Origin of the sequence: Erythrobacter aureus, from assembly GCF_003355455.1 — a bacterium.
In the GTDB taxonomy this organism is placed as follows: domain Bacteria; phylum Pseudomonadota; class Alphaproteobacteria; order Sphingomonadales; family Sphingomonadaceae; genus Qipengyuania; species Qipengyuania aurea.
This window is the reverse complement of record NZ_CP031357.1, coordinates 2,271,301-2,294,069: the sequence shown is the minus strand read 5'-3', so window position 1 is coordinate 2,294,069 and position 22,769 is coordinate 2,271,301. Positions and strand designations below refer to the sequence as shown.

22 protein-coding genes and 2 pseudogenes are annotated in these 22,769 nt (G+C 62.2%); 11 read left to right on the top strand and 13 right to left on the bottom strand.

The genetic code is table 11. The features are described 5' to 3' along the window. Positions 1-2 precede the first annotated feature (2 nt). A complete protein-coding gene (locus DVR09_RS11225; RefSeq protein ID WP_234041414.1) occupies positions 3-365 on the top strand; it encodes a hypothetical protein in 363 nt (120 codons plus the stop codon). Positions 366-658: 293 nt separating this feature from the next. Continuing rightward, the gene (locus tag DVR09_RS11220; protein ID WP_162814949.1) at positions 659-1,117 is read left to right on the top strand and encodes a hypothetical protein; all 459 of its coding nucleotides are present in this window, start codon (positions 659-661) and stop codon (positions 1,115-1,117) included. Between the two features lie 7 nt (positions 1,118-1,124). On the opposite strand, the gene rsmD is transcribed toward DVR09_RS11220, so the two are convergent. From rsmD to DVR09_RS11205, 3 genes are read right to left on the bottom strand one after another with little or no spacing between them, the layout of a single operon-like run. Further along, entirely contained in the window at positions 1,125-1,679 is a 555-nt protein-coding gene (gene rsmD / locus DVR09_RS11215) for a 16S rRNA (guanine(966)-N(2))-methyltransferase RsmD (RefSeq protein ID WP_115416999.1), read from the bottom strand. Then, a complete protein-coding gene (locus DVR09_RS11210; protein ID WP_115416998.1) occupies positions 1,676-2,443 on the bottom strand; it encodes a pseudouridine synthase in 768 nt (255 codons plus the stop codon). The genes rsmD and DVR09_RS11210 overlap by 4 nt, the downstream gene beginning before the upstream one ends. A gap of 18 nt (positions 2,444-2,461) precedes the next feature. Beyond that, entirely contained in the window at positions 2,462-3,625 is a 1,164-nt protein-coding gene (locus DVR09_RS11205; RefSeq protein WP_115416997.1) for an aromatic ring-hydroxylating oxygenase subunit alpha, read from the bottom strand. Positions 3,626-3,696: 71 nt separating this feature from the next. On the opposite strand from DVR09_RS11205, the gene DVR09_RS17650 reads away from it, so the two are divergent. From DVR09_RS17650 to DVR09_RS11195, 3 genes are all read left to right on the top strand, one after another. After that, positions 3,697-4,533, top strand: a complete 837-nt coding sequence (locus DVR09_RS17650) for an MFS transporter (protein ID WP_234041413.1) — start codon at positions 3,697-3,699, stop codon at positions 4,531-4,533. Positions 4,534-4,603: 70 nt separating this feature from the next. After that, positions 4,604-5,449, top strand: a complete 846-nt coding sequence (locus DVR09_RS17645; RefSeq protein WP_234041412.1) for an MFS transporter — start codon at positions 4,604-4,606, stop codon at positions 5,447-5,449. Between the two features lie 65 nt (positions 5,450-5,514). Beyond that, positions 5,515-5,892 (top strand): PilZ domain-containing protein, encoded by a 378-nt coding sequence (locus DVR09_RS11195; protein WP_162814948.1) that lies wholly within the window; start codon positions 5,515-5,517, stop codon positions 5,890-5,892. On the opposite strand, the gene DVR09_RS11190 is transcribed toward DVR09_RS11195, so the two are convergent. From DVR09_RS11190 to purB, 9 genes and pseudogenes are all read right to left on the bottom strand, one after another. After that, a complete protein-coding gene (locus tag DVR09_RS11190; RefSeq protein WP_115416995.1) occupies positions 5,889-7,190 on the bottom strand; it encodes a bifunctional folylpolyglutamate synthase/dihydrofolate synthase in 1,302 nt (433 codons plus the stop codon). The genes DVR09_RS11195 and DVR09_RS11190 overlap by 4 nt on opposite strands. 8 nt (positions 7,191-7,198) lie before the next feature. Further along, positions 7,199-8,047, bottom strand: a complete 849-nt coding sequence (gene accD / locus DVR09_RS11185; protein WP_115416994.1) for an acetyl-CoA carboxylase, carboxyltransferase subunit beta — start codon at positions 8,045-8,047, stop codon at positions 7,199-7,201. A gap of 181 nt (positions 8,048-8,228) precedes the next feature. Beyond that, a complete protein-coding gene (gene trpA / locus DVR09_RS11180) occupies positions 8,229-9,008 on the bottom strand; it encodes a tryptophan synthase subunit alpha (protein ID WP_174223744.1) in 780 nt (259 codons plus the stop codon). A gap of 126 nt (positions 9,009-9,134) precedes the next feature. Then, positions 9,135-9,326: pseudogene (locus DVR09_RS17640) on the bottom strand (endonuclease domain-containing protein); the annotation flags it as partial. A gap of 105 nt (positions 9,327-9,431) precedes the next feature. Next, positions 9,432-10,648: pseudogene (gene trpB, locus DVR09_RS11175) on the bottom strand (tryptophan synthase subunit beta). A gap of 86 nt (positions 10,649-10,734) precedes the next feature. Next, positions 10,735-11,376 (bottom strand): phosphoribosylanthranilate isomerase, encoded by a 642-nt coding sequence (locus DVR09_RS11170; RefSeq protein WP_115416992.1) that lies wholly within the window; start codon positions 11,374-11,376, stop codon positions 10,735-10,737. Between the two features lie 12 nt (positions 11,377-11,388). After that, entirely contained in the window at positions 11,389-12,063 is a 675-nt protein-coding gene (gene pyrF, locus DVR09_RS11165; RefSeq protein WP_115416991.1) for an orotidine-5'-phosphate decarboxylase, read from the bottom strand. Further along, entirely contained in the window at positions 12,060-12,428 is a 369-nt protein-coding gene (locus DVR09_RS11160; RefSeq protein ID WP_115416990.1) for a lipopolysaccharide assembly protein LapA domain-containing protein, read from the bottom strand. Before DVR09_RS11160 ends, pyrF begins: the two co-directional genes overlap by 4 nt. Positions 12,429-12,484: 56 nt before the next feature. Then, positions 12,485-13,795 carry an adenylosuccinate lyase gene (gene purB, locus DVR09_RS11155; RefSeq protein ID WP_115416989.1) on the bottom strand — a complete coding sequence of 437 codons (1,311 nt, stop codon included), beginning with the start codon at positions 13,793-13,795 and terminating at the stop codon, positions 12,485-12,487. Positions 13,796-13,991: 196 nt separating this feature from the next. Between purB and DVR09_RS11150 the strand changes: the two genes are divergently transcribed. Continuing rightward, on the top strand, positions 13,992-16,772 hold the full coding sequence (locus DVR09_RS11150) for a DUF3857 domain-containing protein (protein ID WP_162814947.1): 2,781 nt from the start codon (positions 13,992-13,994) through the stop codon (positions 16,770-16,772). A 13-nt stretch (positions 16,773-16,785) separates the two neighbouring features. On the opposite strand, the gene radC is transcribed toward DVR09_RS11150, so the two are convergent. After that, positions 16,786-17,484: a RadC family protein gene (gene radC, locus DVR09_RS11145; protein WP_435867796.1), complete on the bottom strand. Its 699-nt coding sequence runs from the start codon at positions 17,482-17,484 to the stop codon at positions 16,786-16,788. A 72-nt stretch (positions 17,485-17,556) separates the two neighbouring features. On the opposite strand from radC, the gene DVR09_RS11140 reads away from it, so the two are divergent. From DVR09_RS11140 to DVR09_RS11120, 5 genes are all read left to right on the top strand, one after another. Beyond that, a complete protein-coding gene (locus DVR09_RS11140) occupies positions 17,557-20,784 on the top strand; it encodes an intermembrane phospholipid transport protein YdbH family protein (protein ID WP_115416986.1) in 3,228 nt (1,075 codons plus the stop codon). A 5-nt stretch (positions 20,785-20,789) separates the two neighbouring features. After that, positions 20,790-20,984 carry a YnbE family lipoprotein gene (locus tag DVR09_RS11135; protein ID WP_234041411.1) on the top strand — a complete coding sequence of 65 codons (195 nt, stop codon included), beginning with the start codon at positions 20,790-20,792 and terminating at the stop codon, positions 20,982-20,984. Between the two features lie 11 nt (positions 20,985-20,995). After that, a complete protein-coding gene (locus DVR09_RS11130; RefSeq protein WP_370459096.1) occupies positions 20,996-21,385 on the top strand; it encodes a YdbL family probable chaperone protein in 390 nt (129 codons plus the stop codon). A gap of 188 nt (positions 21,386-21,573) precedes the next feature. Further along, positions 21,574-21,894 carry an AtpZ/AtpI family protein gene (locus DVR09_RS11125; RefSeq protein WP_115416985.1) on the top strand — a complete coding sequence of 107 codons (321 nt, stop codon included), beginning with the start codon at positions 21,574-21,576 and terminating at the stop codon, positions 21,892-21,894. 84 nt (positions 21,895-21,978) lie between these two features. After that, on the top strand, positions 21,979-22,737 hold the full coding sequence (locus tag DVR09_RS11120; protein ID WP_115417915.1) for a F0F1 ATP synthase subunit A: 759 nt from the start codon (positions 21,979-21,981) through the stop codon (positions 22,735-22,737). Positions 22,738-22,769: the final 32 nt, after the last annotated feature.

Here is a 22,769-nt window from a genome sequence, read left to right as displayed (position 1 = left end):
AAATGGAGAGTTCTCCGATGCACAAATTGATGGCCGCAGGCGCTGCCGCGCTTGCTTTCACCGCTGCCCCCGCCGTTGCGCAAAACGCCAATGCGAACGAAACGGCTACCACGGCTACTACCGCTGCCGCGAACGCCAATACGCAGGCCCCGCGTTTCGTTGCCCGCGAGGTAGCGCAGACCACCCCGCCAAGCTATAAGTCTGCTTCTGGTGACAACCTTCCGGTGTGCAGCGCCAAACAGCAGGACGGCTGCATCAATAGCTGGGCGAAGAACAAAACGGGCAATCGCCCGCTGGAATACTGGCCTGGTAAGCCCGCCAGCGAAATCCCGGGTAAGCTGCCCGCGAAAAAGCCGGGCAGATAATCCAGCAAGCTTTCGGCTCGCGCTCCTTTCCTGGAAAGCATGAGCGCGGCGCTTGGAGGGGGCGGGGCTGCCATGGCGGCCTCGCCCTTTTCCTTTTTTGGCCTTTGCCGAGCTATCCTGCTTTCATCCCGGCGCGAAATCGTCACGTCTGACGCTCAGGCGGTTGCGGGGCGGGATGGGGATGTCCCCGTCCTATTGCTTGCTTTTCCCATGGCCTGCATCGTCCGTTCATCCCGATGGGGCGGGTAACAGGGTCGCGTTCGTCGCGCATGTTCGGTTCCAAGGAGAATCCCATGCGTAAGACATTTTGGTATATCGTCGGTGGCCAACTCGCCACCATCAGCATTCCGGCCATGGCGCAGGATGTGGGGGCCGATCCGGCTCATAGTGTCCAAAGCCATCCCGTGCCTGAGCAAGCCCAAAATACCGATCAGACACCGGCCCATTCGGCCGCCATGGAGGCGTGGCCGGTCGAGCGCAAAGCGGCCTACGATGGCTGGACTGCCGATGCGCAAGAGTATTTCTGGACGCTCATGCCCGAGCGGCAGGAACTCTTTTTCCGCTTGAGGGATGCCGACCGGCGCGTCTTGGTCGCGATGGACGAAGCTGATCGCACCAAAGCTTGGTCGACAATCGAGAGCCGCGCTGCGGCCAAACCTGTGGATCAGGATATGTCCGCGCCCGAACCGGCGCCGGAACCGATGGAAGAAACGGACACGCCCGAAAGTCCCGAGCCCAGGGGTCGCAGCTAAGGGCGCGTCAAGCCGCGTCGGGATCCAGGCGCAATAGCCATAAGCGTGCCTTCCCGACGCGGCGTTCCGCAACGCAGTGCAGGGATTTGACCTCCACTGCATCCTTCGCGCCGGTCTCCAATGCGATCCAGGTAGAACGCTCGATCCAGCCGAGACGCAGCAACCGGTCGAGTGCCACGGCGCCCGCGCTGGTATCGTATGGAGGGTCGAGCAGGATGAGATCGTGCGCCCGCTTGGCTGGGCCCAGCGCCATGACCGAGGCTTGCTGGACGGTCGAGCGGGTTTGCGCATCGAGCTTCTCGATATTGGCCTTGATCGCTTTGATCGCGGTGCTTTCCTGCTCGACGAACAGGCAGGAGGCGGCGCCGCGAGACAGCGCTTCGAGACCCAGCGCGCCTGAGCCTGCGAACAGGTCGACCACCGAAAGGCCTTCGAAGCTCCCCAGGCGGCTGTTGAGCATGTTGAACAGCGTCTCGCGGGTACGGTCCGCGGTCGGCCGGGTCAGTTCGCCCGATGGTGCGGCCAGCTTGCGGCCGCGCCATTCGCCAGCGACGATCCTCATTCTCGGCCACCGCGCGCCAGTTCGCGCTTGAACCCAATCACATCGCCGCGCTTCAACTCGGTCGCCTGCCCGCGCGGCAGGTCGCCGATATGGAAGGGGCCGTAGCCGATACGCAGCAAACGGTTCACCTCGAGGCCGAGATGTTCGAGCACACGGCGGACCTCGCGGTTCTTGCCTTCGCGCAAAGTCAATTCGATCCATCGGTTGCGACCCGAACCGCGTTCGAGATTCGCTTCGATGCGGCCATAGCGGATGCCGTCGATTTCCACCCCTTCGATCAATTCGTCGAGTTGGGCCTGCGTTACGTCTCCGAATGCACGGGCACGGTATGTGCGCGGTACACCTGAAGAGGGCAGTTCCATGGCCCGCTTCATTTCGCCATCATTGGTGAGCAGCAGCAGGCCTTCGGTGTTGTAGTCGAGCCGACCTACCGGCATCACGCGCCCGGCATCGTTGGGCAAAGCGTTGCGCAAAGCGGCGTAGATCGTCGTGCGGCCTTTGGGGTCGTGTTCGGTGGTGAGCATGCCAGCAGGCTTGTGAAATGCGAACAGGCGTGTTTCTTCCGGCTTTCCGACTGGTTTGCCATCAACCGTAACGCCGTTGAGGCTGGTTAGTTTGACCGCCGGCGTGTCCAGCACCTTGCCGCCGATCGCCACGCGTCCATCGGCAATCATGCGCTCGACCTCGCGCCGACTGGCAACGCCTGCACGGGCCAGCAACTTGGCGATCCGGTCGCCTTCCTCGGGTAATCGCTTATCGGCCATGGGGCCGCAGCTAGGCGCTCAACCTGCCGCCCGCAAGGCTTCTTCGACTGTCTCGTGATAGCGACGGATGCCGCCTTCCATGGTGCCGAGGGTGAGATGGGGTATCGCCCCCGTCGCAAGCCCTTGTTGACCGAGTTCGGCTGCGCGGAAGTCTTCGCTCGCGAAGACCCCGCCGTCCAGGAGCGCCCAACTGCGTTCCCAATGGTCGCGCGCCTTTTCGGTGGCGGGATGTTCCGGAATCAACATGAAATCCTCGACTAGCGTGCGGTCATGGGCCTGGGGCATCATAACCATGACGTTTATATAGTCGGGGCTGGGAATGACCAATGCACCGGGAAGCATTTGATAGGCATAGGTCACCACCCTTCGCAGCGCGGCCATGTCGGTCAGGTCGACGCTCTCCATATCCTCAAGTCGCCCCACCGCACTGCGCGCATGGGGGCCGATCATATCGCCGCTGGTGGCCCCGTCCTTGAAGAACGGCCCGATGGTCTTCGCGTGGAGGCGGGTGACATGGTAGCTTTCCAGGAAAGCATCCATGATCAGCTTCCAATTTCCGGCGACTTCGTGGGTCTTGCGGCGGAACAGGACCTGATCGCTCATGCCCAACGCATCGAAATCCGCGCCGATCTCTTCGGCGAAGGAGAAGTCGGTATGGCCCTCTTTCGGGCAGAACCAGATCAGCCCGCCGGTTTCCCTGCTGGGCAGCTCGACAAGGCCATAATCTCCTTTGTCGAGGCCAGGGAAGGTATCGGCACGGGGGAGCGCGAGCAGGCGCCCGTCCACCGCATAAGTCCACGCGTGATAGGGGCAAACGAGTTTCTTGCCGCACTGCACCTCATGGCCTTCGACCAGCCGTGTGCCGCGATGACGGCAGACATTCAGGAAAACATGCGCCAGCCCCTGCGCATCGCGCGTGATCAGCAGGGGGCGGCCCGTTGCATCGTGCGGTACTGCCATGCCCGGATCGGGCAGAAGCGCCGAAGGACACAGGATCTGCGGCATGCGATCATAGATCGCGGCTTTCTCGCGCGCCCAGTATTCAGGATCGGTATAGACGTGCGTTGGCACGGTACTGGCTTCGGCGGCGTCACGCTTCCGACCCTCGGCGATGTCCCGCGCCAGCGCGAGCATGCCATCGGTCGGACGGTGGGTAGATTGTTTGGTGTCGACAGCGCTCATGACGCCTGTTCCTCGCTCTCTCTCCCGGCTAGTGTCGCAAAAAACCGGCGCAAACGGAAGGACGCTAGGGAATGGCAGACGCAGCGGTCGCGACGAAGAAAAAACCCGGCTGGCGTACGCTTGTCCGTTCGTTAAAAAACCCCAAGAGCGGTTATATGGCCCTGTTCGGCTTTGCGCAGGGATTACCGCCCGCATTGTTTCTCGGAACGCTCTATGCCTGGCTCAGCGAGGCGGAAATCGATCTGGAGACCATGGGCGTGTTCTCGCTGGTCGGGCTGGCTTATGCTTTCCAGTTCCTCTGGTCGCCGCTGCTCGACAAGGTCGATATTCCCGGTCTTCGGAAGCTGGGCAAGCGCAAGCAGTGGATCGCGCCCATGCAGCTGATCGTGGGCATCGCCCTGTTGGTGATGAGTTTCCTCGATCCCAAATCGGCACTCGGCTGGTTCAGCCTGTTGGCGGCCATCGGAGCTTTCGCCAGCGCGACGCAGGATATCGCCATCAACGCATGGCGCATCGATGTGGCGGACGAGGAGGCGACGCTCGACATCCTTTCCACCATCACCCAGATGGGCTTTCGCCTCGCAGCGCTGATCGGCGGCGCTTTGGGCCTTATCATCGCAGAGAGGATCGGCTGGCCGCAGACCTATGTGATCATGGGCGCGATCATGCTGGCCATCGGCATTGCCGGCCTGTTCGCGCCGGATGCGAACGTAGCCAAGCGATCCGCAGCATCGGTGGCTGCCAATGAGGAAGAGGTGGCCGAGCTATACAATATGGGCGAGATCACCGAGAAGGTACGTAATCGTGCGCTCTTGGCGGTCGGCCTGCTGTGGGCGTGGGCGATCGGCACGGTCGTGGTCTTTATGGTGCGATCCATGACGGCGGCCCCGGCGCGCGCCCGGATGTGACCCAGTTCACCACCACTTACGGTCCGCTTATCGTCATCGCTACAGTGGTTCTCCCGGCGTTCATCGCCGCATGGGTCGCCAAGCAGAAGCGCGATGGCACCAATGTAATTACCGCCGCCCCTGGGTCGGGTCAGGGCACACGGTCAAGTTCACCGACCATCTCTACCGCGCGCTCGTGCTTCCTTTGGTCGAGTTCGTCGGGCGTATGGGCTGGTCGCTCGTGTTGATCCTGGCGCTAGTGCTGACCTACCGTATCTGCGATTCGATTTGGGGTGTCTTCGCTTACCCTTTCTATCTCGGGGAGCTGAACTACACCGGGGACGAAGTGGCCTTTGCCTCCAAGTTCTTCGGCGTATTTGCCATCATCCTCGGCCTGGCACTGGGCGGCTGGATCATCACCGTCATGGGCAGGATGTTCACGCTCACACTGGGGGCGGCGCTGGCTGCCGCCACAAACCTGCTTTACGCGGATCTCGCCATTGGCGGCGGGACGATGCAGGCGGCCAGTGACGCCATCGGCTTCACCGCCTTGGTGAACTTCATTGCGGGCGTGTTCCAGATGCCGGAATCCGAAGGCCTCGCGCGGCTGACCTTCACCATCTTCTGGGAAAACCTTGCTATCGGGATCGCGGGGGCGGCCTATATCGCCTGGCTGTCGAGCATCGTGGCGAAGCGATACGCCGCAGTGCAATATGCCTTGCTTGCCAGCCTCACCCTGCTTGTCGGGACGCTTGGCCGAGGCGCTCTCGGGCAGATGATCGAGGATCGTGGATATTACTTCGTCTTCATCTTCACCGCGCTGATCGGCATCGTCGCGGTGGTGTTGTGCATTCTGGAATGGATCCGCGAGAGCAGGTCCAAATTGGCGGCCGGGATCGTCGCGCCCGAGGCGGGGGAAGCCCTGCCTGCGGAGTGACTTGCGTAGTCCAGCGAGCTGCGCGGCAAGTTCGCGGTAACCATTTATGTCTATGGTTGGCTCCTATGGCAGAGGATGCGCAGCAAGCTGATGAAACCAACCGCGGTTACGCGCGGCTGGCTCTTGGTGTGCCGGCTACCCTCCAAACGCTCGATGGGCGCTTGAAAGTCGAGATAGTCGATATCTCGCAGGGCGGAGCGCATGTCGTCCTGCCGAGCAAGGACGCCTACGCAAAGGATTGCCTGCTTAGCTGGCTGCGTTTCGAAGCCTTCGGTACGGTTGCTTGGCGTGAGGGCGCCCATATCGGCATTGCGTTTGACGAATCGTTGTCACACGCGACGATTTTCGAAACGCGTAAAAATGCGGCGTCGATCTTGGAAGAGGAAGCTGCCCAAGTCGAAAAGGAGGCCAGAAACTGGGCTCAGGGGAGCAGGCGTCTCTAAGACGGCATCTCGTTATTTAGCCTCAGCACTTCACCAGCGAGGTAAAGCGAGCCCGCGATGAGAACCGGATAATCATCCGCCGCGATGGCGCGTAGCGCATTCTCGATACCAGCGGCGGCACGGGCCTCCGGACCGAATGCGTACACGGGATGGCTATCATGGCCGGGCACGGAGACCACCTGAAGCGTCCGAATCCGGCCTTCCAGGGGATCCAGCAGTGCGCGCGGGTCCTTATTGGCCAGCATCCCCAGAACGAGATGGAACTGCCCGTCCAGGGAGCCCGCGATCGCTTCGCCCGCACTGCGATTGTGGCCCCCGTCCAGAAGGATAGGCCGTTCTGCGACCAGCGCGGTCAGCGGCCCCTGCGAAAGGGCGTGCAGGCGACCCGGCCAGATCGTTTTCTGCATCCCTGAGCGCAGAGATTGCTCGGTGATCGGCAAGCTTTTCTGATGGCGCAGCATAGCTGCGGCCAGGCCCGCATTGCGATATTGATGCGCGCCGGGAAGAGACATTTGGGGCAGTTCGAAGCGACCTTCCCGGTCGCGATAATGCCCGCCCTGCAACGTATCGACAAACCAGTCCCGACCCGCCTCGAACAGAGGTGCCGACACCTTATCCGCCTGCTCCCGGATCGCGGCAAGCGCTTCCGCTGGATAGCCGCCCGCGACCACCAAAGGGACGCCGGATTTCGCGATCCCGCCCTTCTCGAAGGCGATGCGCGCCATGGGGACGATGGGTACTCCCTCCTCGGGCGCGAGGAGGAACCGTTCGTGATCGATCCCAAGCGCTGCAATGCCGCAGGCGAGGAGGACATCGGGACCCAGCACGTTGGTCGCATCGAACCTCCCGCCGAGGCCGACTTCGACCACGCAGGCATCGGCGGGAGTGCGCGCGAATTCGGTGAATGCGGCGGCAATCGTAATCTCGAAGAAGCTCGGATTGAGATCCTCGCCCATATCGAGCACTTCGCATAGCAAATCCGCCAGCCGATCGTTCTCGATCAGTTCGCCTGCAAGCCGAATTCGTTCGTTATAGCGCACCAAATGCGGGCTGGTGGTAACATGAACCGCATACCCTTCCGCTTCCAGCATTGCGCGCAGAAAGGCGCAGGTCGATCCCTTGCCATTGGTCCCGGCGACGTGGAACACGGGGGGCAACCGCCGATGTGGGTTGCCGAGCCGGTCGAGCAGCGTGCCAATGGTCTCCAGGCCAAGCCGCCCGTCGGGCACGGAGAGCGTCGCCAGCCGGTCGAGCTGGGTTTGGACGGCGGGATGATCGGAGCGGGCGAAGTCCCGCATGATGCGGCTCAGGCAGCCTCGGCAGGGGCGAGATAGTCGAGCAAGGTCGACAGCGTATCCTTAAGGTCGTGGCGGTGCACCACCATGTCGACCATGCCGTGCTTGTGCAAATACTCGGCACGCTGGAAACCGTCCGGCAGTTGCTCGCGGATCGTGTCCTGGATAACGCGCTGGCCGGCAAAGCCGATAAGCGCGCCCGGTTCGGCTATGTGGACATCGCCCAACATGGCGTAGCTGGCGGTGACACCGCCCGTGGTGGGGTCGGTCAGCACGACGATGTAGGGCAGACCTGCTTCCTTCAGGCGGCGCGTCATCACCGTGGCCTTGGGCATCTGCATCAGGCTGAGAATGCCTTCCTGCATGCGCGCACCGCCCGCTGCGGTCACCACGATATAGGGGCAGTGGCGCGTCAGCGCGCGTTCGGCGCCCTGACAAAAGGCGGTGCCCACCGCCATGCCCATCGAACCGCCCATGAAACCAAAATCCTGCACGCCCACGACCGCGGATTTGCCCTTGATCGTACCGGAACCGACGAGGAAGGCATCCTTATGCGGGCTCTTGGCGCGCGCTTTCTTGAGCCGGTCGGTGTATTTCGATGTATCGCGGAACTTGAGCGGGTCTTCCTTCACATTGGGAATGGGGAGCACCTCATAACCCTCGTCGAGAAGCTGGCGCAGGCGCTCGTCCGCACCGATGCGGCCATGATGGTCGCAGCGCGGGCAAACAAAGGCGTTCTCTTCATATTCCTGCGCGAACACCATCTGCTGGCAGCTAGGGCACTTGACCCACAGGTCCTTGTCGGTGCTGCGCTTGGACAGCGAGGTGATCGAATTGCGTACGCGAGTGAACCAGTTCATGCGTGGGCCTTAAACGGAGTTGGCCGGAGCTAAAAGCCCCCTCTTCTTCAGAGGAGGGGTTGGGGGTGGTGAAGAACCCAGGCCGGATCCGGCAGGCGCATGCCGCAGGCACAACCCTACTGCGACTTAATGCCCCTGCGCAGACGCAAGTCTCGTTGCCCGTCCTCTGAAGGAGAGGGCGTTATCGGGCGGTCCGCATCGCCTGCGAAAGTGCCGAAGTCAGCTCGCGCAGCTTCGCGGGGGCGGCCGTGCCATGCTCGGCGACCAGATCGACCAGCGCCGAGCCCACGACCACGCCATCGGCCACACGCGCGATCTCCGCCGCCTGCTGGGGCGTGCGCACGCCGAAGCCGACCGCGACGGGAATTTCGGTCGCCTTCTTTATCCGGCTGACGTTGGCTTCAATCGATTCGATGGCCGCCTGCTGCATTCCGGTGATGCCAGCGACCGCGACGTAGTAGAGGAAACCCTGCGAGCCCTCGACCACGGCGGGCAGGCGGTTGTCGTCGGTGGTCGGCGTGGCGAGGCGGATGGGTGCGACACCAAAGGAACGTAGTTCCGGTCCTAAGGCGTCGTCTTCCTCAGGCGGGATGTCGACGCAAATCACCCCATCCACACCGGCGGCTGCGCACTGGCTGCCGAACCATTCTGCCCCGCGACGAAGCATCGGGTTGGCGTAGCCCATCAGCACCAAGGGCACGTCCTTGTGACGTTCGCGAAACTCGAAAGCGAGAGCGAACACGTCATGGGTAGTTGTGCCATTCCCGAGCGAGCGCAAATTCGCCGCCTGGATCGCGGGGCCATCGGCCATGGGATCGGTGAAGGGCATTCCCAGCTCGATGACATCCGCGCCGCCTTCGACCAGCGCGTCGAGATTGGCTGCGGTCTCGCCGTCGCCTGCGGTGAGGAAGCAGACGAGTGCGGGGTGAGGCTTGGCGAAGGCGTTGGAGAGGCGCGTCATCGAATGGCCCCTCACCTTTAGGGGAGGGGGTTGGGGAGGGGGCGTCATCCGATCGATAATCACGCCCAGTCGATGAAGGACTCCCTCCATATTCGACATTACGTCCGAATTCGAAAACCTGACCACTGCATATCCCTGTTCTTCCAAATAACCCGTCCGCATAACGTCGTAGTTTTCGCTGCCAGCGTGCGTATCACCATCAAGCTCAATCACCAGCTTTGGCTCATTCGCAGCAAAATCGGCGATGAATTTCCCGATGACCTTCTGTCTGCGAAACTTGATCGCGCGAAACCGCGTCGCTCTCAGTTCATTCCACATGCGAGCCTCGGGCTCGGGCATGCTCTTGCGCATATTCTGCGCGTGTTTCAGCGAGTTGGCGTCTCTCATTCCCCTCTCCCAACCCTCTCCCCTGAAGGGAGAGGGCTAGATTTGCACTCCCAGCCGCTCGGCTACGGTGAAGATGTCCTTGTCGCCGCGTCCGCAGAGGTTCGCGAGAATCACGCTGTCCTTGGGCATCCCTTCGCGCGCTTGGCCACCGCCGCGATGGCGTGGCTGGGCTCCAGCGCGGGGATGATGCCCTCGGTGCGGCAAAGGAGTTGGAAAGCCTCCAGCGCCTCCTCGTCTGTAATCGCGGTGTATTCGACGCGGCCGGTGTCCTTCAGCCAGGCATGTTCGGGGCCGATGCCGGGATAGTCGAGCCCGGCGCTGATCGAGTGGCCTTCGGTGATCTGGCCGTCCTCGTCCTGCAGCAGGTAAGTCTTGTTGCCATGGAGTACGCCGGGGAAGCCCCCGAGCAGGCTGGCGGCGTGTTCATCGCCATCGAGGCCGTGGCCCGCCGCCTCGACACCGAGCATTTTGACCTCGGGATCGTCGAGGAAGGGGTGGAACAGGCCGAGCGCGTTGGAACCGCCGCCGATCGCCGCCACCAGCAGGTCGGGCAGGCGGCCGATGCGGTCCTGCATCTGCTGGCGCGCCTCCTTGCCGATTACGCTCTGGAAATCGCGCACCAGCTCGGGATAGGGATGCGGGCCTGCCGCCGTGCCGATGATGTAGAAGGTGTCGTGGACGTTCGCGACCCAATCGCGCAGCCCTTCGTTCATCGCATCCTTCAGCGTGCCTCGGCCGCTGGTCACGGGGACGACTTCGGCTCCTAATAGCTTCATGCGAAACACGTTGGGCGATTGCCGCCGCACGTCTTCCGCGCCCATATAGACCACGCAGGGCAGGCCGAAGCGTGCGCAGACCGTGGCGGTGGCGACGCCGTGCTGGCCCGCGCCGGTTTCCGCGATAATGCGCGTCTTGCCCATGCGGATCGCGAGCAGGATCTGCCCGATGCAATTGTTGATCTTGTGCGCGCCGGTGTGATTGAGCTCGTCGCGCTTGAACCACACTTGCGCACCGCCCAGCGCCTCGGTCAGCCGCTCAGCGAAATAGAGCGGAGAAGGACGGCCGACATAGTGTTCCAGCAGATCGTCGAATTCGCGCTGGAATTCGGGATCGGCCTGCGCCGCGCGATACTCGCGCTCCAGATCGAGTACGAGCGGCATGAGCGTTTCGGCCACGAAGCGCCCGCCATAATCGCCGAAATGCCCGCGTTCGTCTGGCTGGTTGCGAAAGGAATTGGGTGTGGAATCGGTCATTGCGATCCCCATGCCGCCCTGTCATCGCGAAGTCGAGACAAGTTAGATTGCGTTCGTGGTACCCTGCCTTGGCCTCGGCGAACGGACTATGCAGCGCGGACGGCTTTGCAGAAGGCCGAAATCTTGTCTGAGTCCTTCACCCCTGCCGCACTTTCTACTCCGCTCGAGGTGTCGACAAGGGGGGCTCCGGTACGAGAAATGGCTTCGGCGACATTCGCGGGGCTCAGGCCGCCCGCAAGCCCCCAGCCGATCTCGCCGCGATAGGGGGCGACGAGCGACCAGTCGAAACGCAGCCCCATTCCACCCGGAAGAGCCGCATCCTTGGGGGTCTTCGCGTCGAAAAGGATGAGGTCGGCGATTTCGCGATACCGATCCGCCGAAGCCACATCCTCTGCATTCGCCACCGGCAATGCCTTCCAGACGGGAAGGCGGAACCGCTCTTTCACCTGTGCCACGCGCTGCGGCGTTTCGTTGCCATGTAACTGAACGGCGTCCAGCCGACCGGCGCGAACAGCTTCGGCAATGGTCCCGTCATCCGCATCGACGAACAGGCCAACCCGGCCAATCGCCGCACCCGCCCGCCCCGCCAGCGCTGCCGCGGCGCGGGCATCGATATGGCGGGGGGAGGGGGGAAAGAACACAAAGCCGGCGAAGTCAGCCCGTGCGGCAATTGCGGCGTCGAGCGCGTCAGGGCTGGAAATTCCGCAGATCTTGATCGCGGTGGCCATGTGGCGACCTCTCTAAAGCGTCGCCTCGATCGCGCGCGCTGCCTGTGCCGGGTCGTCGGCGCGGCTGATCGGACGGCCGATCACGAGCACGCTCGCCCCATGGTCACGCGCCTGGCGCGGCGTGACGACACGCTTCTGATCGCCAACCGCGCTGCCCGCCGGGCGCAGACCGGGAACGACGAAGAAACCGTCCTTCCATTGGTCGTGAACCGATTTGATCTCTTGACCCGAGCAGACGATCCCGTCGAGGCCGGCGTCTTTCGAGAGTTCGGCAAGGCGCATGACATGATCGTGTGCGCTGCCCTCTACTCCGGTCCGCTCGAGGTCCCGCTGGTCCATGCTGGTCAGCATCGTGACACCGACCACCTTGGTGTGCTCTGCTGCCGCGGCCTTGGCATCTTCAAGCATTGCGCGGCCACCGCTGGCATGAACTGTGACGATGGACGGCTCAAGCACATGGATGGCCTGCATCGCCCCGGCGACCGTGTTGGGAATGTCGTAGAACTTGAGATCGAGAAAGATCGGCAGGCCTACCTGAGCGATCAGATGGACGCCGTGCGCCCCATGCGCGCAGAAGAACTCGAGCCCGAGCTTGATACCGCCAACGTGGCCCTTGACCTTCTTGGCGAGAGCGACACCGTCCTCGAGCCGGGGGACATCGAGGGCAAGGTAAATCGGATTGGTCATGCCGGTTTCGAAGGCTCAGGATCGACAGGATTGTTCGGCGCGGATGCGGAAGCCTGGCCCTGTGCGTCCGGTGCTCCGGGCACAGGCGCGTCCTTCGCAACGGGCGCAGGCGCGGGCGTGGCCAGTCGGTTCGTCGCCGTTTCGAGCGCGCTGATGCGCCGTGCCGCGCGCCATTTGCTCGCCCGGTGCAGCAACCACATCGGAACCAGACCCAGCAGGAAGGCGACGATGACCAAGGCAGGCAATTTGGTTTCGAGCACGAGATTGGACCAGATCTGCACCTCGACAGGCTTCCAGTTGAAGAAGCTGAAAGCCAGCAAGGCGAAGAGCAGCAAGGCCCAGACGATGGTGCGCACGATCTGCATATGAGGCTTCCCCTTATGTCCGTTGAGCCAATGCTAGGCCGCGCGAGCGCGTGCGTCTAGCCGAAGACCCGCGCGAAGATCGTATCCACGTGCTTGAAGTGGTATTCGAGGTCGAATTTCTCCTCGAGCTGCTGTTCCGACAGCGCCGCCGTCACCTCTTCGTCCTGCTTGAGCAGGTCGAGCAGCATCAGCTTGCCATCCGATTCCCAGACTTTCATCGCATTGCGTTGCACCAGGCGGTAGGCGTCCTCGCGGCTGACACCGTTCTGAGTCAGAGCCAGCAATACGCGCTGCGAATGGATAAGGCCGCCCATGCGATCCATGTTCGCTTGCATACGATCGGGATAGACCAGCAGCTTGTCGATCACGCTGGTGAGGCGCGCGAGCGCGAAGTCGAGCGTGATGCAGGCATCGGGGCCTATGAAACGCTCTACAGAAGAGTGCGAAATATCGCGCTCGTGCCACAGCGCCACGTTTTCCAAAGCAGGCAGGGCATAGGCGCGGATCATGCGCGCCTGGCCGGTGAGGTTTTCGGTCAGGATCGGGTTGCGCTTATGCGGCATCGCGCTCGACCCCTTCTGGCCGGGCGAGAAATATTCCTCCGCTTCAAGAACTTCAGTGCGCTGCAAGTGGCGCACTTCGACAGCGAGACGTTCGATCGAACCGGCAATCACGGCCAGGGTCGAAAAGAACATGGCATGGCGGTCGCGCGGGATGACCTGCGTCGAAACCGGTTCGACCGATAGGCCCAGCTTGTCCGCGACGTGCTGCTCGACCAGCGGGTCGATATTGGCGAAAGTGCCGACAGCGCCGGAAATCGCGCAAGTGGCGATTTCCTCGCGCGCGGCGATCAGGCGCTTTTTGCACCGGTCGAATTCGGCATAGGCCTGCGCCAGCTTGAGACCAAAGGTGACCGGTTCCGCATGGATGCCGTGGCTGCGGCCGATGGTCGGCGTGTATTTGTGCTCTTCGGCGCGGCGCCGGATCGCGGTGAGCAGCGCATCCAAGTCCGCCAGCAGGATGTCCGCCGAACGCGCGAGCTGTACCGCCAGCGTCGTATCGAGCACATCGCTGGAGGTCATTCCCTGATGCATGAAACGGGCCTCGTCGCCGACATTATCCGCAACCCAGGTCAGAAAGGCGATCACATCGTGCTTGGTCACCGCTTCGATCGCATCGATCGCCTCGACATCGATTGCGGGATCGGTTGCCCACCAGTCCCACAGAGCCTTTGCGGCACTTTCCGGCACGACGCCCAGTTCGCCGAGCTTCTCCGTCGCGTGGGCCTCGATCTCGAACCAGATGCGATACTTCGCCTCCGGCTCCCACAGGGCGGACATTTCGGGACGGGCGTAACGGGGGACCATGGGGAGCTCCGACTAAGAGAGGAACGAGCCAGCCCGCTAAGGATGTGCGATGCGAAAAGCAAGGCAGGCACGGGACGAGGGGCACGAATGTTTCGACCCGCGACCGAGCGAAGCGATTTGTTTTGTCGACAAGCCGTTGGCAAACAATACAGTTCCAAATAAAGTCGAAATTCAGCAATCAAACAGGGTCTTCTGCATGCGTCGCCAAATAGCTGCCGTTTCGTTTATTGCCTTATCGGCATCCTCCGCTTTTGCTGGTGAGACCGTTCTCTACGAGGCTACTCCTGCATGGGTGGAAGCCGCGACGATCGACGACACGTCGCGCGCTTCCGGTTCCCCGATCATCTTGATCGATGAGCAGTCGACAATCGAAGATGGTCAGCTGTGGACGTATCGGGAAACCGCGATCGCGCTCGATTCACCCGAGGCGCTGACTCAACTGGGGACCCTCGCCGCATCCTGGATGCCCGACAAGGGAGATCTGCGTGTGCACCGCGCCGAGCTGATGCGCGACGGGCAGAACATCGACTTATTGGCCGGAGATCAACGGTTCGAGGTCTTGCGGCGCGAAGCAAAGCTCGAATCGCGGATGCTCGACGGAATGCTGACTGCGACCATGCCGGTCGCCGGTGCACGAATCGGCGATGTATTGCGGCTCGCCTATTCGACTACGGTGCAGGATCAGGCTATGGGTGATCATGTTCAATGGTTTGCGGCCCTGATCGCCAAGCCGTTTCCGCTGGCGGTTGGCCGGGTTCGTGTTTCCTGGCCGCGGGACCTTCCGGTGAGTCGCGTGCGGCTCGGGGACGCGGAGGTGCCTGAACCCAAGCTCGTCGATGGGTTCTATATCTGGGAAGCCGACCTGCCGGTGGCCAAGCCCACCGAAATGCCGTCGGACGCGCCAGATCGGTACTTGGCCGGCAATCTCATGCAGTTGGGAACCTATGCAGATTGGCGGGACGTGTCGCGCCAGATGGCCTCGCATTACGACGTCGCCGGGACGGTGGGCAGCGGAGCGCTGGCAGACGAGATCGCGCGCATAGCCGGGGCGAGCGACGATCCGCTCGAGCGCGCGGCAACGGCTTTGCGCGTCGTGCAGGACGAAATCAGCTATCTTTCCAATGGTCTCGACGGTGGAAATTACCTTCCGCAAATGCCCCAGGAAACGTGGGAAAAGCGGTACGGTGATTGCAAGGCCAAATCGGTCTTGCTGCTGGCCATGTTGCGCGAACTCGAGGTGCCTTCCGAGGTTGTCCTGGTGCGGTCGAAAGGGGGCGATATCTTGCCTGACCTTGCCCCTATTCCGGGCAACTTCGACCATATGATCGTGCGTGCGGAAATCGCCGGTCAGAGCTATTGGCTGGATGGTACGGGATCGGGCACGCGGGCCGATACGATTGATACGATCCCGCGATTTCACTACGCGCTGCCCTTGCGGAACGAAGGCGCATCTCTGATGGCGCTCGGATCGCGCCCGCAATCGACGCCCGATCGCATCGTGCGGATCAGCCTGGATCAACGTGCCGGCGTCGTCTTGCCGGCATTGGTCGATGTCGAAGTCGAGTTCCGCGGCGTAGCGGGCGCACCGTGGCGAGTGATCGCCGAACAGAACGATGAAACCGTGATTGAGGATGCCGTGTCATCGGGGCTGCATTCAGTTATCGGCGACATGGCACTGTACCAACCCTCGGTCCGGTACGATGCGGATACGGGTGTCGCAACGATCAGTGCCAGGGGTATTCGCACGACTTCGTGGCGCAGGGATCGTTCGATTTACGAACTCGACATACCCTCGGAAGCGGCCCGCATGGTGAACTTCGATGCCGACCGTGCACGCGCGGCGTGGAAGGGCATACCTTTGCGGCTCAACGGACCGCTCTTTTATCGCAGCGAGTTCGAAATACTGCTTCCCGAAGGCGACGAGAATTTTCGGATCGACGGGGCTGGTAAGGCGACGCAAACCATCGGTGGGGTGGAACTGGCGTCAGATGCGCAAATCGAGGATGCGCGCTTCACGCTGATGCAAACCATGCGCAGTGTTGCCGACGAGCTACCGGCCACCGATCTATCCGCCGCGCGCCGGGAATTGGTTAGATTCGATCGCGCGCTTCCGGTGCTGAAATCCACCGGGGACGTGCAACAGGCGTGGGAATATACCGGGCCGCAGCGCAAACGACTGACGGCGCTGGAGGCGGCCTATGCGCGGCTAATCGCCGAGGCGGAACCGGACGAGTCTCGACAGTTGCTCAATCGCGCGAACTTCCGTTCGGGCGTTTTCGATTTCGCAGGGGCGCTCGAAGACATCAATGCGGCACTCCAAATCGAGGCGACCAGCGCTCTCTACGGAGACCGTTCCTTCCTTCATCGCCAAATGGGCGATCTCGAAGCCGCGCTTGCCGATTTGCAAATGTACGAGGAGCTCAGCGGGAAGGGCGAGACCTACCACAGCCAAATCGAACTGCTCGCGCTGTTGGGGCGGACGGACGAGGGCTTGCAGTTGGCCGAGGAGTATCGTGCGCTAACCGACGACCCGGTCTCTGCGGAAACTGCCATGGCGACTGCGCTTGGATGGTCGGGCGAAGCCGAAGAAGGGCTTCGTCTGCTCAAAGACCTGTTGGTTCGCCGTCCGGGCGATGGTCCACTGCTGAATGCGATCTGCTGGCACGCGGCCACATTCGATATCGTGAACCCGGACAGAATGAAGACCTGTGTAGGGGCGGTCGAGAAAAGCGAGTACGCTCCCGGCGTGCTCGACAGCCGCGCTTTCGCCCATCTGCGTCTTGGTGATCTTGATGCGGCACTGGCCGATCTGAACTCGGTCCTGGTGGCCAGCCCCGGTTTAGCCGAGTCGCGTCTCTTGCGTGGTGTGGTCAGAGTGATGCAGGGTGATGATGCTGGCCAGGAGGATATCGACCTGGCACTGTCCATCAGGCCGTCCCTGGCTGAAACCTACGCGGCGTGGGGCCTGAAATTCTAGGTCCCGCCGGGTTTTAGATAAGCCCTTTTGCGCGCAAGGATACGTTGCCTTGACGCCCGATGATGATGTGGTCGTGCACGGTCACGCCCAGCAGACGTCCCGCCTCTGCAATGCGCGACGTGATGGCGATGTCCGCCCGGCTGGGTTCGGGGCTGCCGCTGGGGTGATTGTGCACGAGAATCAGCGCGGTCGCGCCGATGTCGAACGCCTTGCGAATGATTTCGCGCGGATGGATTGCGGCTTCGTCGATCGACCCTTCACCCAGCAGATGATCGAGGATCAGTCGATTCTGCGTATTGAGATAGAGGACGCGGACCCGTTCATGATTGAGGTGCGCCATGTCGATCGCGAGATAATCGAGCAGGGCCTGCCAACTGCCGAGCACCGGCTTGTCCTGCACCGCGCCGCGGGCCATGCGTTTTGCCGCGAGGTTGACTGCGTATAGCGCAGCGGCGCTCGCTTCGCCCAAGCCTTTTACCTGTTGGAGCGCCCGAGGGTCGGCCGCCAAAACGGCTGACAGCGAGCCGAAATGCGCGATCAACAACTTGGCGAGCGGTTTTGTGTCGCCTTGGCGAATGGCGGAAAACAGCAGGAATTCGAGCAATTCGTAGTCGGCGAGGGCCTCGGCTCCGCCCGACAGCAATCGCTGGCGGAGCCGATCGCGATGGCCTTTGCCAGCATGTTCTGCCGATTTTTTTCGATTCCCCGGCAACCATTCCCCCATGCACGGCGTTTCCGGCACTTGCATTGCCTTTGGAGAGCACAAGGCGCAAGTGTGGGTTCGATGGAGCGGGACGCAAACGACAATCCGGTGGCGGTAGAAGACGATCTCGTCCGCCGCGCACGCTGGCAGCAGAAGCGCTGGGCCATACCCGGCATTCTGCTCGCCTTGCTCGTGGCCGCTGGCATAGCGGCCTGGTTTTCTCGCGAGAGTATCGTCGATGATATCATCCGCGATCAGCTCGACGCCAATGGTATTCCGGCCACCTACACGATCGATCGGGTAGGCGGGCAGACGCAGATATTTTCCGATGTTGTCCTAGGCGATCCCGATGAGCCCGATTTCACGGCCAAACGTGTCATCGTCAGCCTGCGCCACCGGTTCGGCACTCCGGAAATCGGCGGCGTCACGCTGGTGGAGCCGCGGATCTACGGTGCTTTTCGTAACGGGGAGCTCACTTTCGGAGCCCTCGACAGCCTGCTTTTCGGACCCAGCGAGGAACCGGCCGGTCTGCCGAACCTGAACCTTACAATCCGCGACGGGCGCGGGCTGGTGGAAACCGATTACGGTCCGATCGGGCTCAGCCTCGCCGGATCGGGACTGGTCAGCCATGGCTGGGAAGGGGCGCTGGCCGCGATCGCTCCCGAATTGGTCGTCGAAGGATGCGAAACGGGGCGCGTGAGCGCCTATGGCAAGCTCACCACCATTTCGGGAGAGCCGCAATTCTCCGGCCCGCTCCGCCTTGCATCGCTCATCTGCGAGGAACGGTCTCTCAAGCTGGCGAATTATGCGATGGACCTCACCGTTGCGGCGGATACGCGGCTGTCCAATCCTTCGATCGAGGCGCGGCTCGAGGGTGGCGAGACGCGGATAGCGGAAAATTCTGCATCGGCGATGCTCGGTACTGTGCGCGCACAGATGCGTGATCGGTTGACCACCGCGCGCTTCTCGCTCGCGGCGCGCGGAGTCGATACGCCGCAAGCATTGGCCGCGGTCTTGACTGCCGAAGGGCAGTTTCGCGCGAGCGACGGTTTCGAGCGCCTCCAGCTCGATGGCGAGTTGGAGGGTAATGGTCTGCGGCTGGGCCGCGAACTGATCGCCACGGTGGAATCGCTCGCAAAGACAGGCGACGGGACGTTCATCGCTCCGCTCACCCGTAAACTGGCGAGAGCGCTGCAGGCGGAAACCCGCGGTAGCGCGCTGAATGCGGAGGTACGGCTGCGCCTTGACCCGAACGGCTATTCGCTCCTGACGCCAAGAGCCGAACTGCGCGGCGGGAGCGGTGCCCGGCTCATCTCCCTATCCCGCGTCGAGATTGCCGCCCAAGGCGATGAGATGCCCCGTGTCGCGGGCAATATCGCCACCGGCGGCACGAATATGCCGCGCGTGTCCGGACGGATGGAGCGGAGCGAATCGGGAGGATCGATCTTTCGCCTGGCGATGGAACGGTATGAGGCGGGTGATGCAGCGCTCAGCGTGCCGCAGGTCGTGATCGCGCAAGGCGCGGGCGGGGCGCTGGGCTTTTCCGGCAGGGTGCTGGCGAGCGGCACGCTCCCTGGCGGTTCGGCCACGAACCTCCTGTTACCTGTCGAAGGGCGATACGATAGCGGGCGTTTGTCGATGTGGCGCAAGTGCGTGGACCTGCGATTCGATCGTCTGGAACTGGCCAATCTGTCCTTCGAAAAGCGGGGCTTCACACTATGCCCGCCCCGTGGGCGCCCGATCTTGCAGAACGATGCTGGCGGGATGCGGATCGCGGCAGGAGCGCCATCGCTCGATCTGGAAGGCCATCTCGGGGAGACGCCCATTCGGCTCGCTTCCGGCCCGGTCGGCTTCGCTTATCCCGGTGTCGTGACCGCGCGCTCGATAGACGTCGCGCTGGGGCCACCGGATGCACCCAGCCGGTTCCGCGTGTCCGGCCTCGAAGGACGTCTCGGCGAGGATATATCGGGTACTTTCACCGATGCCGATATCCTGCTGGCTGCGGTTCCGATGAATCTTGAACAGACCAGCGGGAAATGGCGTTTTGCGGGCGGCGAACTGTCGATCGACGGGGCCGAGTTCACTCTGGTCGATCGTGAAAATCCGCCGCGCTTCGAACCGCTCGTCGCACGCGAGGCGAGCTTGACGCTGATCGATAACGTAATCGACGCGCGTGCACGGATGCGCAATCCGGCGAGCGACCGGCTCGTCACGATCGTCGATATCCGCCACAATCTGGAGAGCAGCCGAGGGCATGCCACTATCGATGTCCCGGGATTGCAGTTTGACGACCGTCTTCAGCCGGGCCAGCTTTCGCAGCTGACATTCGGCGTCATCGCCAATGCCGAAGGTGTCGTCACCGGACAGGGGCGTATCGACTGGGCGTCTGACGGGACGATTACCAGCTCGGGTGCCTTCTCCAGCGACGATCTCGATTTCGCTGCCGCTTTTGGTCCGGTCGAGGGGGCCAGCGGCACTGTGGAATTCACCGACTTGCTGAACCTCACGACCGCGCCGGGCCAGAAGATTCGCGTCGCTTCGGTCAATCCCGGGATCGAAGTCCTGGACGGCGAGGTCGAGTTCGAATTGCGCAATGGCGAATTGCTGGCGGTCTCGGGTGGGAGCTGGCCCTTCATGGGTGGGCAGCTAATCCTGCGCGAGGTCGACCTCAATCTCGGCATAAGCGAAGAGCGGCGGTACATTTTCGAGATTGTCGGACTGGATGCCGCGACCTTTGTAGCCGAGATGGAGTTCGAAAATCTGTCCGCCAGCGGGTTGTTCGATGGGACAGTACCGATCGTGTTCGATGCCGATGGCAATGGCCGGATCGACACCGGGGTTCTGATCTCCCGACCGCCGGGAGGCAATATATCCTATGTCGGCGAACTGAGTTACGAGGACCTCTCGCCGATCGCCAATTTCGCTTTCGATGCCCTGAAGAGCCTCGATTACTCGCAGATGCGCGTCATCATGGAAGGCCCGCTGACCGGCGAAATCGTGACTCGCGTGCGTTTCGACGGCGTCAAGCAGGGTGATCGCGCCAAGTCCAATTTCATTACCAAGCGATTGGCCGCGCTGCCCTTGCAGTTCCGTATCAATATCAAGGCGCAGTTCTACCAATTGCTGACCAGTCTCAAGTCGCTCTACGATCCCGCCTCGGTGCGCGATCCGCGCGAACTGGGGCTCCTGTCGGACGATGGCACGCGATTTTTGCGCCGCTCGATCACCGGCGAAGAGGCCGAACCCGATATCGACCCGGGGGATATCGTCCCCGATGAACCCACCATTCAGGAGCAGGAAAGCGAGTGAGGGCTATGAATCATGCCAAATTGACCGGAAGGATGGCTGGCGCCACGCTTGCCGCGACCGCGCTCGGCGGGTGCATCACTGTCAATGCGCCCGAAGAGCCGATCGTGATCGAGCTGAACGTCAACATCCGCCAGGAGGTGATTTACCGGCTGGCCGAGGATGCGGGCAATACGATTGAGGATAACGCGGATATTTTCTGATGGGTGATACAATGAACAGACTCACGAAATCGATGCTGGCGGCTGCGGCTGTCGCCACGGCGCTCGGCGGATTTGTCGCACCTGCATATGCCCAGCGCGACCCGGCCTATGCTGCCGCGCGTGCCGCTGGCCAGGTGGGCGAGAAGATGGATGGCTATCTCGGTGTCGTCGGTTCCGAAACGCCGGAGCTCAAGCGGATCGTGAACGATATCAACATCAAGCGTCGCGCGGTCTATTCCGAACGCGCGCAGGCCAACAACGCCACGCTCGAGGAATATGCGCTGACGGCGGGTTGCCAGGCGATCCTCGCGACCAAGCCAGGTGAAAAGTACCAGGCGCCCGACGGCAGCTGGCAGACGCGCGGTGCAGGCGCGCCGATGCGCGATCCGCGCTGCCCATAAGCCCCGGGCGCGCCAAAAGTCAGAAGCCTCTTGGCCCTTCCATGGGGTCGGGAGGCTTTTTTGCGTCATAGAGGCTGTTTCGGTACCTCCCTCTTGTTGACTCGCCACGACCCCCCTTCTAAGGGGGCGGCGCCCTCGGCGGGCAAGTCCGTGCCCGTGCCGCGCAACCCCCTGAAAAGGAGCAAGGCATGAGCGACGACGAACCCGCACGGGAACCAATCGAGGAGGATGCGCGGATCGATGCGCTGGAGAAGCGGCTTGCAGCCGCCCGTCAGCGTGAAGATGAGCGTAACCGTCCCAAGGCTTCCGGGGCCGATGCGAATTATCGCAGCGGCAACCGTGTGCTGGCGGACCTCCTTGGCGGGCTTCTTGGTGGTGCGGTAATCGGCTATGCCATCGGGCATTTCACCGATACCAATCCCTGGGGTCTGTTGGTCGGCCTGTTCCTCGGAATTGTGGTCGCCTTCAGGAACATTATCCGTGCGGCAAACCAGCGCCCCGACGAGTGATCCCGAGAAGGGGTTTTCGGGGCGTTAGTTACAGGATCTAGGGACGAGACAGACGTGGCAGCCGAGCAGGCCAAAGTCGATCCGATGTACCAGTTCACCATCGAACCGCTCGCCGGTTCGAGCGGTTGGGAACTGGCTGGGTACAATATCGCCTTCACCAACAGCGCGTTGTGGATGCTGATCACCACAGTGGTGCTCTTCCTCTTCGTGCTGGGCGGCATGAAGCGCGAGCTGGTGCCCGGGCGCTGGCAGATGATGGTGGAGTCCTTCACCGGCTTCATCGACAACATGCTGGAAGCCAATATCGGCAAGGCGGGTCGCAAATACGTGCCCTATGTCTTCAGCCTGTTCATGTTCATCCTGTTCGCCAACCTCCTCGGCCTGCTGCCGCTGGGCATTTTCGGGTTGCACCCGTTTACCTTCACCAGCCATTTCACCGTTACCGGCGTGCTTGCGATCATCAGCTTCTCTATCGTGCTGCTGGTCGGCTTCTGGAAGCACGGCCTCCATTTCTTCAGCCTGTTCGTGCCGCATGGTACGCCTTTGCCGATGGTCCCGGTGATCGCGCCGATCGAGTTCATCTCGTTCATGGTGCGCCCGTTCAGCCTCGGCCTGCGTCTCTTCGTCGCCATGATGGCCGGCCACGTACTGCTCGAAGTGCTGTCGAGCTTCGTGATCGACGGCACCAATGCCGGCGCCACTTTCGGCCTTATGGTCGGCCTGCCGAGCTTTATCCTGATGATCGGTATCTGCGCTCTCGAGCTGCTCGTGGCCGGCATTCAAGCCTACGTCTTCGCTCTTCTGACGTCGCTGTATATCAACGACGCCGAGAACCTTCACTAAGTCCTCAATTTACACGTTTTTCCAAAGGAGTT

Excerpts from the sequence above, each read along its gene's own strand:
- DVR09_RS11225 (WP_234041414.1), top strand. The coding sequence starts at position 3 with ATGGAGAGTTCTCCGATGCACAAATTGATGGCCGCAGGCGCTGCCGCG.
- DVR09_RS11220 (WP_162814949.1), top strand. The coding sequence starts at position 659 with ATGCGTAAGACATTTTGGTATATCGTCGGTGGCCAACTCGCCACCATC.
- rsmD (WP_115416999.1), bottom strand. The coding sequence starts at position 1,679 with ATGAGGATCGTCGCTGGCGAATGGCGCGGCCGCAAGCTGGCCGCACCA.
- DVR09_RS11210 (WP_115416998.1), bottom strand. The coding sequence starts at position 2,443 with ATGGCCGATAAGCGATTACCCGAGGAAGGCGACCGGATCGCCAAGTTG.
- DVR09_RS11205 (WP_115416997.1), bottom strand. The coding sequence starts at position 3,625 with ATGAGCGCTGTCGACACCAAACAATCTACCCACCGTCCGACCGATGGC.
- DVR09_RS17650 (WP_234041413.1), top strand. The coding sequence starts at position 3,697 with ATGGCAGACGCAGCGGTCGCGACGAAGAAAAAACCCGGCTGGCGTACG.
- DVR09_RS17645 (WP_234041412.1), top strand. The coding sequence starts at position 4,604 with ATGGGTCGCCAAGCAGAAGCGCGATGGCACCAATGTAATTACCGCCGC.
- DVR09_RS11195 (WP_162814948.1), top strand. The coding sequence starts at position 5,515 with ATGGCAGAGGATGCGCAGCAAGCTGATGAAACCAACCGCGGTTACGCG.
- DVR09_RS11190 (WP_115416995.1), bottom strand. The coding sequence starts at position 7,190 with ATGCGGGACTTCGCCCGCTCCGATCATCCCGCCGTCCAAACCCAGCTC.
- accD (WP_115416994.1), bottom strand. The coding sequence starts at position 8,047 with ATGAACTGGTTCACTCGCGTACGCAATTCGATCACCTCGCTGTCCAAG.
- trpA (WP_174223744.1), bottom strand. The coding sequence starts at position 9,008 with ATGACGCGCCTCTCCAACGCCTTCGCCAAGCCTCACCCCGCACTCGTC.
- DVR09_RS11170 (WP_115416992.1), bottom strand. The coding sequence starts at position 11,376 with ATGGCCACCGCGATCAAGATCTGCGGAATTTCCAGCCCTGACGCGCTC.
- pyrF (WP_115416991.1), bottom strand. The coding sequence starts at position 12,063 with ATGACCAATCCGATTTACCTTGCCCTCGATGTCCCCCGGCTCGAGGAC.
- DVR09_RS11160 (WP_115416990.1), bottom strand. The coding sequence starts at position 12,428 with ATGCAGATCGTGCGCACCATCGTCTGGGCCTTGCTGCTCTTCGCCTTG.
- purB (WP_115416989.1), bottom strand. The coding sequence starts at position 13,795 with ATGGTCCCCCGTTACGCCCGTCCCGAAATGTCCGCCCTGTGGGAGCCG.
- DVR09_RS11150 (WP_162814947.1), top strand. The coding sequence starts at position 13,992 with ATGCGTCGCCAAATAGCTGCCGTTTCGTTTATTGCCTTATCGGCATCC.
- DVR09_RS11140 (WP_115416986.1), top strand. The coding sequence starts at position 17,557 with ATGGAGCGGGACGCAAACGACAATCCGGTGGCGGTAGAAGACGATCTC.
- DVR09_RS11135 (WP_234041411.1), top strand. The coding sequence starts at position 20,790 with ATGAATCATGCCAAATTGACCGGAAGGATGGCTGGCGCCACGCTTGCC.
- DVR09_RS11130 (WP_370459096.1), top strand. The coding sequence starts at position 20,996 with ATGAACAGACTCACGAAATCGATGCTGGCGGCTGCGGCTGTCGCCACG.
- DVR09_RS11125 (WP_115416985.1), top strand. The coding sequence starts at position 21,574 with ATGAGCGACGACGAACCCGCACGGGAACCAATCGAGGAGGATGCGCGG.
- DVR09_RS11120 (WP_115417915.1), top strand. The coding sequence starts at position 21,979 with ATGTACCAGTTCACCATCGAACCGCTCGCCGGTTCGAGCGGTTGGGAA.